This is a genomic window from Gordonia alkanivorans NBRC 16433 (assembly GCF_000225505.1).
Taxonomy (GTDB): domain Bacteria; phylum Actinomycetota; class Actinomycetes; order Mycobacteriales; family Mycobacteriaceae; genus Gordonia; species Gordonia alkanivorans.
This window is the reverse complement of the sequence record NZ_BACI01000038.1, coordinates 44850-56934: the sequence shown is the minus strand read 5'-3', so window position 1 is coordinate 56934 and position 12085 is coordinate 44850. Positions and strand designations below refer to the sequence as shown.

10 protein-coding genes and 1 pseudogene are annotated in these 12085 nt (G+C 69.4%); 3 read left to right on the top strand and 8 right to left on the bottom strand.

Going from position 1 to position 12085, the window contains the following annotated elements; all coding sequences use genetic code 11:
- Positions 1-12: 12 nt before the first annotated feature.
- On the top strand, positions 13-1161 hold the full coding sequence (locus GOALK_RS05730; RefSeq protein ID WP_006357855.1) for an aminodeoxychorismate synthase component I: 1149 nt from the start codon (positions 13-15) through the stop codon (positions 1159-1161).
- 62 nt (positions 1162-1223) lie between these two features.
- Positions 1224-2471: a helix-turn-helix domain-containing protein gene (locus tag GOALK_RS05725; RefSeq protein WP_006357854.1), complete on the top strand. Its 1248-nt coding sequence runs from the start codon at positions 1224-1226 to the stop codon at positions 2469-2471.
- On the opposite strand, the gene rsmI is transcribed toward GOALK_RS05725, so the two are convergent.
- Entirely contained in the window at positions 2395-3294 is a 900-nt protein-coding gene (gene rsmI / locus GOALK_RS05720) for a 16S rRNA (cytidine(1402)-2'-O)-methyltransferase (RefSeq protein WP_006357853.1), read from the bottom strand. The two genes, GOALK_RS05725 and rsmI, sit on opposite strands and share 77 nt — an antisense overlap.
- Before the next feature lie 38 nt (positions 3295-3332).
- Between rsmI and GOALK_RS05715 the strand changes: the two genes are divergently transcribed.
- The gene (locus tag GOALK_RS05715; protein ID WP_006357852.1) at positions 3333-4916 is read left to right on the top strand and encodes a dolichyl-phosphate-mannose--protein mannosyltransferase; all 1584 of its coding nucleotides are present in this window, start codon (positions 3333-3335) and stop codon (positions 4914-4916) included.
- Positions 4917-4947: 31 nt separating this feature from the next.
- On the opposite strand, the pseudogene GOALK_RS05710 reads toward GOALK_RS05715, so the two are convergent.
- From GOALK_RS05710 to GOALK_RS05680, 7 genes and pseudogenes are all read right to left on the bottom strand, one after another.
- A pseudogene (locus GOALK_RS05710) lies at positions 4948-6724 on the bottom strand (BCCT family transporter).
- A 32-nt stretch (positions 6725-6756) separates the two neighbouring features.
- Positions 6757-7134, bottom strand: a complete 378-nt coding sequence (locus tag GOALK_RS05705) for a GntR family transcriptional regulator (RefSeq protein ID WP_006357849.1) — start codon at positions 7132-7134, stop codon at positions 6757-6759.
- Between the two features lie 9 nt (positions 7135-7143).
- On the bottom strand, positions 7144-8412 hold the full coding sequence (locus GOALK_RS05700) for an arginine deiminase (RefSeq protein WP_006357848.1): 1269 nt from the start codon (positions 8410-8412) through the stop codon (positions 7144-7146).
- A gap of 3 nt (positions 8413-8415) precedes the next feature.
- Positions 8416-9651 (bottom strand): MFS transporter, encoded by a 1236-nt coding sequence (locus tag GOALK_RS05695; protein WP_035750334.1) that lies wholly within the window; start codon positions 9649-9651, stop codon positions 8416-8418.
- Positions 9648-10667, bottom strand: coding sequence for a patatin-like phospholipase family protein (locus GOALK_RS05690; protein ID WP_035750331.1), 1020 nt, complete (start codon positions 10665-10667; stop codon positions 9648-9650). Before GOALK_RS05690 ends, GOALK_RS05695 begins: the two co-directional genes overlap by 4 nt.
- Before the next feature lie 49 nt (positions 10668-10716).
- Positions 10717-11163 (bottom strand): redox-sensitive transcriptional activator SoxR, encoded by a 447-nt coding sequence (soxR, locus tag GOALK_RS05685; RefSeq protein WP_006357845.1) that lies wholly within the window; start codon positions 11161-11163, stop codon positions 10717-10719.
- A 25-nt stretch (positions 11164-11188) separates the two neighbouring features.
- Positions 11189-12052 (bottom strand): universal stress protein, encoded by an 864-nt coding sequence (locus tag GOALK_RS05680; protein WP_035750863.1) that lies wholly within the window; start codon positions 12050-12052, stop codon positions 11189-11191.
- Positions 12053-12085: the final 33 nt, after the last annotated feature.

Sequence of the window (12085 nt, the reverse complement as noted above, 5' to 3'; positions counted from 1 at the left end):
ACCTCGCCACACATGGCCGCGTCCGCGCTCGATGCACTCCGGGCCCTCCACGCCGAGACCGTCAACCGGGGACTCCCGCCGCCCGCGGCGCTGATCGGCGACTGGCTCGGCGCCGACGCGGTGATCGCGCCGAGCATCGAGATCGTCCCGGGCTGCACCCCGCCCGACGACCCGGACCGCTTCTGGTTCGGGCACATCGGCTTCCCGGTGCGCGCCGACGAGTCGGCGCTGCCGACGAATGCCGGCGGCCTCACCGACGGTGTTCTCGTCCTCCGCGACGGCGAGTGGTCCACACTCGGCACCGGCATACCCGACTGGGCGCACGCGGTGCTCGACGCCCCGCACCCGCAGGTCGAGCGCCCCACGACGACCGCCTGGAACCCGCCGGCACGCGAACCGCATCTGGCCGCGATCGGACACTGTCTCGACGCCATCCGCGCCGGCGAGGTGTATCAGGCGTGCGTGTGCACCCGGTTCACCGGCACGTTGTCTTCAGACCCGGTGGACTTCTTCGCCGACCTCGCCGGAGCCACGGCCCCTCCGAAAGCGGCTTTCCTGCAGGGTGTTTGGGGTGCGGTGGCAAGCCTGTCGCCGGAGACCTTCCTGCGTCGTACCGGCAACATCATCAGTTCCTCACCGATCAAGGGGACACTGCCCGCACACGCCGACCCCGACGCACTGTCCGCCTCCGCGAAAGACATCGCGGAGAACATCATGATCGTCGACCTCGTCCGCAACGACCTGGGGCGGATCGCGGTCACCGGCAGCGTCCGGGTGCCCGAACTCCTGTCGGTGGTGCCCGCGCCCGGCGTCTGGCACCTGGTCTCGCGAGTCGAGGCGATCGTGCGGCCCGGCACCGGCAACGACGCCGTGCTCGACGCGACCTTCCCGCCCGCGTCGGTCACCGGCACCCCCAAGCTGCGCGCGATGGAACTGCTCGCCGATTGGGAGCATGCCGCCCGCGGCGTCTACTGCGGGGCGATCGGCATCGCCGGACCCGACCGGGCCCTCGATCTGAACGTGGCCATCCGTACGGTCGAGATCGCGCCGGACGGCAGTCTCGGACTCGGCGTCGGCGGCGGCATCACGATCGACTCCGTCCCGGAGAGCGAGTGGCAGGAATGTCTCGACAAGGCTTCCAGCATCGTCGCTAACATTTGACCGCATACGCTGCAGCATCCTAAATTCCGGACTTGATCGTTGATTTCGGTAACATTCCGTCCATGACTCTGTCCATCCAGGCGACAACCGACCTCACGGAGCTCGTCCGGGAGATCAATCGCGACCGCGAGGCCATCATGTCCGGCGCGACACCGCCTCCCGGATTCGCGGGTGAGGTGGTCGAGTCCTGGAGCCGCGTGCAGGCCGCGGACCATCCCTCGACGGTCGACGATCACCATCGCGGACGCATCAGCCGCGACGAGCTCGAAGCCCGCCGGGCCGCCCATCCGCTCCGCCACGCGGTGGACTCCCTCAAGCGGGTGTTCGCCCAGTCGACCGACGACCCGCTGATGGCCCTGGGCATCTTCGACGCCGACGGCGTGATGCTGTGGCGCGGCGGCTCGCCCGCGGTGTTCCCCGAGGCGAACCGCCTCGGTCTCGTGGAGGGCAGCCGGTGGGACGAGGATTCCGCCGCGACCACCGCCGTGGGTTTGGCGATCCGCAACCGCCGACCCAGCCGTCTCTTCGGCCCGGAGCACTACAGCCGATCGCTGCACGGGTTGTACTGCACCGCGACACCGGTTCACGACCCGCGCACCGGCGAGATGATCGCGGTCGCCGGGCTCGCCGGCCCGGCGATGCAGATGCAGCCGGCGGTCTCGGCGTTCACGGCCGCCCTGGCCACGCTGGGCGAGCACGAGGTGACGCTCGCCCATCAGCGCGCACTCGCCGACCTCCGCTACCACGGCGCGGCCCAGCTGGCCGGCCTGCACGGGCCCGGACTCCTCATCGACGACGACGGCTGGGTCGCCGAAGGTCGTGGGTGCACGCCACCGGTCCGGGTGGCCGCGCCGACCGAGGACATGCGTCAGTTCGTACCCGGACTCGGGATGTGCGTCGTCGAACGACTCGGGACGGGCTGGCTGGTGCGTCCGGCGGGCCCCTCGGGCCCGGTCATCGCCGAACTCGACCTCGACGGAGAGCCGACGATCACGGTCTCCGGCGACGACGACCCGTGGCGCACGGTCCTCACCCGTCGCCACGCGCAGATCCTGCTGCTGCTGGCCGATGCGGGCGACCAGGGACTGACCTCACAACAGTTGAGCCAGTTGCTCTTCGGCGACCAGAATCACACCGTCAGCGTGCGCGCCGAGCTGTCGCGACTGCGCCGCGTCGTGGGTGCGCTCGTCTCGAGCCGGCCCTACCGGCTGGCGCCGCGCGTCGAGCTGCGGGTCAGCTCGGATCAGCTCGACGCCTATCGAGAACCGACTGGTAGACGTCGCGCCGCGAGGCACCCGAGCCCTGCGTGACCTCTGCGCAGGCGTCTTTGAGCCGCATCCCGCCGGCCACCAGTTCCTCGGCGCGGTCGGCCAGTTCCTCGACGTCGGGTTCGGTGGGCACCGCGCCGGCGATCACCACCGTGATCTCGCCCCTGACGCCGCCCGCCGCCCAGTCGGCCAGTTCGGCCAGACCGCCGCGGCGGACCTCCTCGTAGGTCTTCGTCATCTCCCGGCACACCGCGGCGCGCCGGTCGGGTCCGAGGATCTCGGCCGCCGCGGCCAGGGTGTCGGCCAGCCGGTGCGGCGACTCGAAGAAGACGGCCGTGCGCGGCTGGGTGACGAGTTCCCGCAGCCAGTCCGCGCGGGCCCCCGGCTTGCGTGGCGCGAATCCCTCGAAGCAGAACCGCTCCGACGGCAACGCCGACACCGCGAGTGCCGTCGTCACCGCCGACGGGCCGGGCAGTGCCGTCACGGGCAGGCCGGCCTCGGCGCAGGCCACCACGATCCGGTAACCGGGGTCGCTGACCGACGGCATCCCCGCGTCGGTGACGAGCAGGACCGTCTCGCCACCGGCGATCGCTTCGACGAGTCCGGGTGTCCGGGCCGCCTCCACCTGGTCGTAGTAGCTGACGACGCGTCCGCCGATCTCGACGCCGAGCGCGGTGGCCAGCGCACGGGTGCGGCGGGTGTCCTCGGCGGCGACGATGTCGGCCGTCTGCAGGGCCGACCGCAACCTGGGCGAGGCGTCGCCGACCTGCCCCATGGGTGTGGCGGCCAGCACCAGCCGGCCCGTCGTCCCGGTGTCGGGTGCGGGGTCGTCGGTGGAGTGCGTGTCGGGCTCGGCGGCATTCATCGTCAGCCAGCTTACGAGGGCCCACTAGGATCGAGCGGGTGACCATCACCGCCGCGCGTGACACCTCTGTGCCCGCCGGTGTCCCGGTCCCCGCCGCGGTCCCGCCGCCCCGCCTCGGACCGGAGGTCCCGGCCCCGCTGTTCGGTGCGCCGGATCGCGGTCGCGGCCTGGTGGTCGGCGTCGTCATCACGCTCGTCGCCGTCCTGACCCGGTTCTGGAATCTGAGTCACCCCACGGACAAGGGCACCCCGGTCTTCGACGAGAAGCACTACGTGCCGCAGGGCTGGCAGGTGCTCACCGGCGGCAACTGGATCGAGGACAACCCGGCGTACGGGCTCGTGGTGCATCCACCGATCGGCAAGTGGATGCTCGCAGCATCAGAAGCCGTGTTCGGATACGGCCCGCTCGGCTGGCGGGTCGCGCCGGCGATCTCCGGCGTCCTCATCGTCGTCCTCGTCTACTGCGTCGTGCGCCGGCTGACCCGGTCCACACTCGTCGGTGCGATCGCCGGGATCTTCGCGATCTGCGACGGCGTGTTGTTCGTGCAGTCCCGGATGGGGATGCTCGACATCTTCCAGGCCCTGTTCATCGTCGCCGCCTTCGCCGCGCTCGTCGCCGACCGCGACCAGGTCCGCGAACGGATGTATCGCGTCTACCTCGAGGGCCGGGTGGGCGACAGTCCGTTCGGACCGCGCCTCGGTTTCCGCTGGTACCGCTTCACCGCCGGCGTCATGCTCGGTCTCACCTGCGGGACCAAGTGGTCCGGCGTCTACTACGTCCTCTTCTTCATGGCGCTCGCGATCGGTTTCGACGTCGCGGCCCGCCGCGCGTATCACGTGCAGCGCCCGTGGGTCGGCACGCTCGTCCGCGACGTCGTGCCCGCCGGTGCGAGCCTCGCGGTGATGCCGGTGGCCATCTACTTCCTGACCTACATCCCGTGGTTCAACAGCGAGACCGCCGTCTACCGCTACTCCGAGGGCAACTCCATCGGTACCGGCGGCACCTTCTCCTGGGTGCCCGGGGCGTGGCGTTCGCTCTGGTACTACGAGTCCGGCATCCTCGAGTTCCATTCCGGGCTGACCAACTCGGCAGGCAACCAGCATCCGTGGGAGTCCAAGCCCTGGACCTGGCCGATGAGCCTGCGCCCCATGCTCTACGCCCTCGAGAACGGGCCCGACCAGTGCGGCACGGGTGAGTGCGTCCGTGCGCAGATGCTGATCGGTTCGCCCGCGCTGTGGTGGCTCGCACTGCCCATGCTGCTGTGGGGTCTGTGGTCGTGGATCGTCCGCCGCGACTGGCGTTACGCCGCGGTCGTCGTCGGCTACTGTGCCGGCATCCTGCCGTGGTTCGTGTCCCTCGACCGGCAGATGTACTTCTTCTACGCGACGGCGCTGGCCCCGTTCCTCGTGATGGGTCTCGCGCTCTGTTGCGGTGACCTGCTGCGCGCGACGGCGACCACGGCCCGCGCGCGGCCGGAACGCCGGGTGCTGTCGATCATCGTGGTCGCCGTCTACGTGGCGCTGGTCGTCACCAACTTCGTGTGGCTGTGGCCGATTCTCACCGCGTCCCCGATCTCACCGGGACTGTGGCGGCAGCAGATCTGGCTGCCCAGCTGGGGCTGAGTACTGCCGCCACAGTGCATCGGCCGTGCCGTCAGGCCGGGGAACCGTCCTTCTTGGCGGCCGGGACCGTCCCGTCGCCGTTGAGTCCGGCCTGCTCGACGATCTCGGGTTCGATGATCTCGAGATGCCGCACGGCGTCGGCGTGGATGGAGTCGAGTTCTCCGGTGGCGATCGCCTCGGCTTGTTCTCGGACATGCTCGTCGACGCGTGCGGACAACACGGTGCGGGACACGATGAGCGGATCGTGCCGGAGGTCCGAGTACAGCGACAGGCACATGCCGATCATCACCAGGACGAACGGCAGGGCTGCGATGATGGCCATCGTCTTGATGCCGTCGAGGGCGTCATCCCCGCTGATCGCCAGGAGCAGTGCGGCCACCACGCCGGTGAGGCACACCCCAGAACACCGTGATCAGGCGTGAGGGTTCCTCCGCGCCGCGCTGTGACAGCGTCCCCATCACCAGCGAGGCGGAATCGGCGCCCGAGACGAAGAAGATCGCCACCAGGATCATCACCAGCGCCGACGCGACGCCGGCCCACGGCAGGTTCGCCAGCACGTCGAACAGGGTGTCCTCGCTGGCGTCGTTGGCCGCGTCGAAGTCGAGCACCCCGGTCATCTGTTCCCGGATCGCGGTACCGCCGAACACGCAGAACCAGACCAGCGACACCGTCGTCGGGACCACCATGACGCCGATCACGAACTCGCGGATGGTCCGCCCGCGACTGATCTTGGCCAGGAACAGGCCGACGAACGGGGTCCACGAGACCCACCACGCCCAGTAGAAGATGGTCCAGTCGGAAAGCCACTGCTGGCCTGCCTCGGACGCCACGGTCGCATCCGAACGGGCCGCGAAGGTCGTCAGGTCGGTGAAGTAGGCACCGAGTGTGGTCGGCAGCAGGTTGAGGATGAAGATCGTCGGGCCGACGACGAAGACGAAGGCCGCGAGCACGACCGCGAGCACCATGTTGATGTTCGAGAGCCACTGGATGCCGCGGGCGATGCCCGAGACCGCGGAGGCGACGAATGCGGCGGTGAGGATCGCGATGATCCCGACCAGGAGGAGCTTCGTGGGTTCATGAACCCAACCGATCTTGTCCAGGCCCGAACCGATCTGCAGTGCACCGAGACCCAGCGACGCGACCGTGCCGAACAGCGTCGCGAAGATCGCGAGGATGTCGATGACCTTGCCGGCCGGACCGTTGGACACCTTCGGACCGAACAGTCGCTCGAACACCGAGCTGATCAGCTGCGTGCGCCCCAGCCGGAATGTGCTGTACGCCAGGGCCAGTCCGACGACCGCGTACATCGCCCAAGGGTGGAATCCCCAGTGGAACATCGTGGTGGCCATCGCGGCGCGCACGTCCTCGGCGCCGATCTCCGGTGGCGGACTGACGAAGTGGAAGAGCGGTTCGTAGGCACCGAAGAACATCAGGCCGATACCCATTCCGGCGCTGAACATCATCGCGATCCAGCTGATGGTACGGAACTGCGGCGTCTCGTCGTCGCGGCCGAGAGGGATGCGCCCGTACTTGGACACCGCGAGGAACACCGCGAAGATGACGAAACCGGTCGCGGAGAGGATGAACAACCACCCGAGGTTGGTGGTGATCCACCCCAGGACGTCGGCACTCGTCGAGTTGAGGCCGTCCTTGTCGGCGAGACCCCAGGCGACGAAGGCGATGACGATGAGGGCAGTGACCGAGAAGACCACGGGATCCAACCGTGGTCGTGCGGGCCGACTCCCCCCACCACGTCCGTGCGAGGAGTCCCGCGCACGGCCAGACGGCACGTTCTGTTCACTTGTCATGAGTCCACCAAAGCAACGTCGGTGCTGCCATTTCAAGTCGCGCGCAGCGCCCGCTCCACCAGAGCGACGATCGTTTTGTCGTCAAGACCCAGGTCACGGGCGGTCTCGACGTAGGTCGTCGCCGCCGCGAACCCGGCATCGTGGGCGTCGTGCCGGCCGGCCCTGATGAACGAGCCCGAGCGTCCGCGGGTCTCGATCACCCCGGCCGCCTCGAGTTCGCGGTAGGTCTTCGCCACGGTGTTGGGGGCGAGGTCGAGATGCGCGGCGAGTGCCCGGACGGTCGGCAGGCGTTCACCGGTGAGCAGCGTGCCGTCGGCGATCAGTTCGATGATGCGGAGCCGCACCTGCTCGAAGGGTGGCCGGTCCGAAGCCGGGTCCACCGTCAGATTGTCCAGCAGCGATGAGCTCATGGCCGGTCCTCACAACAGATCCCGCGCCAGCGGACACGACATGCACCGGGGCCCACCACGACCCGAGCCGAGTTCACGACCCTCGATCTCGATGACCTCGATACCCGAATCACGCAGGCGTCGATTGGTTTCCACGTTCCGGTTGTAGGACACGACGACACCCGGGGACAGGGCGAGGGTGTTGTTGCCGTCGTCCCACTGCTCGCGCTCGGCGGTCACCGGGTCGAGGCCGGTGTCGATCACCCTGAGCTTGCCGATACCCATCGCCTCGGCGGCCGCTTCGACGAAAGGCCGCTCCCCCGTGACGTGTACGGCGTCGGTGGCCGGGTCGTGGGCGAGGGTGAACGCCGACATGTGGTCGCGGATGTTGGGATACATCACCACCGCATCGGTGTCGACCATGGTGCAGACGGTGTCGAGGTGCATGAACGCCCGCGCCTGTTCGATGGGCACCGCGAGCACGGTGTGCGCGAGATGATCGTCGAAGAGGCTGCGCGCCAGCGCTTCCGCACCGGCCGGCGTGGTGCGCTCCCCGACCCCGACGGCGACGACACCCGGGGCGAGGAGCAGCACGTCTCCGCCCTCGACCGGCGCGACCTGCGACTCGTAGGCGCGTCGGGCACCGGTGAAACGAGGGTGATGCGCGTAGATGAGGTCGGTCAGCGATGTCTCGCGTGCCCGCGCGGGAAGTGCCAGGGAGGTGATCGCGAACCGCGAACCGATCCAGAACGAGCTGTCGCGGGTGAACAGCAGGTTCGGCAGCGGTTCGATGGCGAACTCGGGGCCGTGATGCATCCGGCGGACCAGCGACGAACGCTCCGCCGACGGCGTGATCGGGAGCTCGTCGAAGGTCATCCCGGCGGTCAGGACGTGTGACAGCTCCGCGGGCGCGAGTCCGCGCAGGTGCCTCGCGAGATCCTCGGCGAGATGCGTCCCCAGACGGCGTGCGCTGACGGCGGCCGCGATGCCCTGGATGCGGGCGGCCCCGCTGTGCGCGATCGTCTCGGTGAGCAGGTCGCCGAGCAGATAGACGTCGACGCCGCGATCCCGCAGCACCGCGGCGAACGCGTCGTGTTCCTCCTGCGCACGGTCGACCCAGGGCAGCCCGTCGAACAGCAGTTGATCGTTGTTGCGCGGCGTCAGGCGCCGCAGCTCGTCACCGGGACGGTGCAGCATCACCGCACGCAGCGTGCCGACCTCGGAATCGGCCCCCAGGGCGTAGTCCCACCCGGTCGCGGCACTCCCGTTCGCAGCGTCCTGCTGCCCGTCACGCGTCATCGCTCAACCGTAATTCGTTCCGTCACGATCGGCCGCCTCATCGTGGGTGAACGTCGGACCCTGACCGACGATCGCCGGCGCGGTCTCGCGGGCGAACAGCCACGTGACCAGAGCGATCGACGCGACCACGCCGGTCAGCACGAACGCGGGGCCGAAGCCGACACGGTCGGCCACGAACCCGACGATCACCGGCCCGGTCACCGCGCCGAGGTCGGAGGACATGCCGAACGCCGCGAGTGCCGACCCACCCTGCTGGCGGTTGCCCAGAACATCGGCCAGCGCGGCCTGATGGGTGGGGGCGAACAGCCCGGACCCGACGCCGGCGAGCACCGACAGCGCCAGCGCGACGGGCACGTTCGGCGAGAACCCGAGTGCGATGGTGGCGACGACGGTGATCGTCAGCCCCGGCAGCATGATCGGCCGACGACCGAACCGGTCGGAGAGCCTACCCGCGACGAGGATCGCGAGGACGTTGCCGGCCGCGTAGACCGCCAGCACGATCCCGGCCATCCCCGCCCCCGCACCGAGCCCCTCGGTGATGAACAGCGGGACGACCGCGACGCGCACGCCCATCGATGCCCAGCCCTGCGTGAAGTTCGACGCGAGGATGGCCCGATAGGCGCTGTCGCGCAGGGCGGTCCGGAAACCGATGAGGCCGGCCGTCGGGCCCTCGGCCTGATCGGGGGCGATCACCTCGCGCAGCTGCGTGGCCACGACCGCCGATGCAACCAGCAGCGCGACGGCGTACACGACGAACGGCACGCGCAGGCCGAAACCCACCAGGGCGGCACCGATCAACGGTCCGGTGATGCTGCCGATCAGGAACCCCGCGGAGAACAGGCCCGACACCCGACCCCGAATGTCGCTGGGCGACATCCGGATCAACAGTGCCATCGCCGAGATGCTGAACATCGTCGACCCGATGCCGCCCAGACCGCGGAAGACCAGGAGCTGCCAATACGACTGTGCGAAGGCACAAGCCAGGGTGCTGGCCGCGACGATGAGGAGCCCGGTGAGGTAGATGCGTCGTTCGCCGAACATCGTCACGAGACGTCCGCCCGTCGGGGCGAACAGCAGGCGCATGATCGCGAAGGCGGACACCACCGCGGTGGCCGCGGTGAACGAGACGTTGAACGCGCGAGCGAAACTCGGCAGGGCGGGCGCGATGAAGCCGTAACCGAGTGCGATGACGACGTTGGCCGACAGCAGCACCCAGATGCCGCGAGGGATCTGCCTCATGGCAGCTCGGGCAGATCGTCGAGAGCCTTCGCGGTGAGTTCGCGTCCGAGATCGATCATCTCGGTGGCCTTGTGGAAGTCGAGGGTGCGCACCGCACGGCGCGGCACGCGGATCAGGACGTCCGGCGGATAGCCGGCGACCTGATAGCGGGTCAGGGCCTCCTGCATGATGTCGAGCGACCGGCTGAGCACCTCGACGCGACCCATCCGCTGAGGCTCGTCGGCGGTGTCCGGGGACACCGCGGCGGTATCGACCACGACCGCGCCCTCCTCGTCGGGGACGGCAGCCGGCGCGACCTCGTCCGCGCCGTCGGTCGCGACCTCGGTATCCGCGAGGTCGCCGGTCTCCGAACCGAAGCGGTCACGCACCGAGCGCACGAACTCGTTGTCGAGGATGGGCGCGACGTTGCGTCGGAGCAGGCCCTTCGCCTTGGGCTGCCGGCTGGCACCCGTCTCGGGCCCGCCGTCGGAGCCGAGGATCACGCCGATCGTGACGTCGCTGGGGACGCCCGAGGTCGGCGCGACGGGCAGCGGGTCGAGGATGCCGCCGTCGGCGAGCAGTCGCCCCTTGTGTTCGTGCGGGCTGATCACGCCCGGGATCGCGATCGAGGCACGGAGCGCGTCGGCGAGGTTGCCGCGCTGGAACCACACCGCACGACCGGCGGACAGGTCGGTGGCGATGGCCGTGAACGGGATCGGCAGATCCTCGATCACGGTGTCGCCGAGGATCTCCCGCACGCGGGTGAGGATGCGTTCGGCACCGATGACGCCGGGTTTGGTGAGGGAGACGTCGAGGAGCCGCACGACGTCGAGCTGGGACAGGCCCGAGGTCCAGTCGACGTAGTCGTCGAGCTTGCCCGCGCAGTACAGTCCCCCGACCAGCGCACCCATCGATGATCCGGCGACGGTGACGATCTCGAATCCACGTGCCTCGAGCTCGGCGATCACGCCGATGTGCGCGTACCCGCGAGCGCCGCCACTTCCCAGAGCCAGCGCCACGCGCGACGGTCGAGCCATGCCGCAACCCTACCGCCGCAGGTTCGCCCGCCGAGATCGCGGGAGGTGATCACTCGGTCATGAGGCGGCGGGGGCCGGGACCGAGTTTGTTCAGTTCGTCTCCCGGGTTGAGCAGGTGACATTCGCCGAGCGACAGGCATCCACACCCGACGCAGGAACCGATCATGTCGCGCATGCTCTCGAGCAGGGAGATGCGGTGGTTGATGTCGTCCATCCAGCGTTTCGACGCCGCCTCCCACATCGACTTCGACGGGGATTCGTGGTCACCGAGTTCGGCGAGCACCTCGCCGATCACCGACAGCGGGATGCCGGCGACCTGCGAGGCCCGGATGAACGCGACCCGGCGCAGCATCGCCCGGTGGTAGCGTCGCTGGTTGCCGGCGGTCCGCCGGCTGAAGATCAGCCCCTGCTCCTCGTAGAACCGGACCGCCGACGGTGCGATACCCGCCCGCTGCGCGAGCTCCCCGACCGAGAGCTCGAGTCTCTTCAGCGTCATGCGTCGATGGTAGGCACCGCCCCGGTCAGTTGCGCACCACCATGACCGGACATTCGGCGTTGTGCATGACTTTCTGGCTGGTCGAGCCGAGCATCAGTCCGCGGAATCCGCCGCGTCCGCGGCTGCCCACGACGACGAGCTGGGCGTCGGTCCCGGCCGCGTCGAGCAGCGCCTTCGCCGGTTCCTCGGGCAACACGCGTCGCTCCACCCGGACGTCCGGGTAGTCCTGCGCGTACCCGGCCAGTCGCTCGGCGAGCACCTCGACCGCGTCCTGGGTCATCCGCTCGACCTCTTCGGGGCCGATCCCGTACCCGTGCAGGGCGTCGGCGTCGAGCGGGGTCCAGGTGTGGACCGCGACCAGCGGGGCGTTGCGCAGCGACGCCTGCCGGAACGCCTCGGCCACGGCCACATCGCTGATCGGCGAGCCGTCCACGCCGACCACCACCGGACCGGTGTCGGAGCCCTCCGCGGCGACGACGGCCACGCGGCCGTGCGCGTGGGCTGCGACGTTGATGCTCACCGAGCCGAGGAACAGGCCCTTCACGCTGCCCAGCCGCCGGGTGCCGACCACGATCATCGCGGCGTCCTTGCCCAGCTCGAGGAGTACGCGCGCCGCGTCCCCGTCGACGATCGACGTCGTGACACTGACGTTCGGCGCTGCCGTCTTGGCGACGTCGTTCGCAGCATGCACGGCGTCCGATGCGTCCTGCCGGATGGCGTCGACGACATCCTGCGGGATGATCAGGCCGGGCGCGTAGTCGCTGGTGCTCGCGTCGTAGGCGCCGACGATCTTGAGATCGAGACCTTCCGCCGCCGCAGCCTTGGCCGCCCATCGCACCGCGCCGGTGGCCGCCTCCGAACCGTCCACGCCAACGAGTATCGCGTTCATGTCGGTGATCTCCTCTGGGCTCATCTCGTCTCG

What these genes read in the sequence shown, in the direction of transcription:
- GOALK_RS05695 (WP_035750334.1), bottom strand. Translation starts at nt 9,651, where the DNA reads ATGAGGCAGATCCCTCGCGGCATCTGGGTGCTGCTGTCGGCCAACGTC.
- rsmI (WP_006357853.1), bottom strand. Translation starts at nt 3,294, where the DNA reads ATGAATGCCGCCGAGCCCGACACGCACTCCACCGACGACCCCGCACCC.
- GOALK_RS05730 (WP_006357855.1), top strand. Translation starts at nt 13, where the DNA reads ATGGCCGCGTCCGCGCTCGATGCACTCCGGGCCCTCCACGCCGAGACC.
- GOALK_RS05725 (WP_006357854.1), top strand. Translation starts at nt 1,224, where the DNA reads ATGACTCTGTCCATCCAGGCGACAACCGACCTCACGGAGCTCGTCCGG.
- GOALK_RS05680 (WP_035750863.1), bottom strand. Translation starts at nt 12,052, where the DNA reads ATGAACGCGATACTCGTTGGCGTGGACGGTTCGGAGGCGGCCACCGGC.
- GOALK_RS05705 (WP_006357849.1), bottom strand. Translation starts at nt 7,134, where the DNA reads ATGAGCTCATCGCTGCTGGACAATCTGACGGTGGACCCGGCTTCGGAC.
- GOALK_RS05690 (WP_035750331.1), bottom strand. Translation starts at nt 10,667, where the DNA reads ATGGCTCGACCGTCGCGCGTGGCGCTGGCTCTGGGAAGTGGCGGCGCT.
- GOALK_RS05700 (WP_006357848.1), bottom strand. Translation starts at nt 8,412, where the DNA reads ATGACGCGTGACGGGCAGCAGGACGCTGCGAACGGGAGTGCCGCGACC.
- soxR (WP_006357845.1), bottom strand. Translation starts at nt 11,163, where the DNA reads ATGACGCTGAAGAGACTCGAGCTCTCGGTCGGGGAGCTCGCGCAGCGG.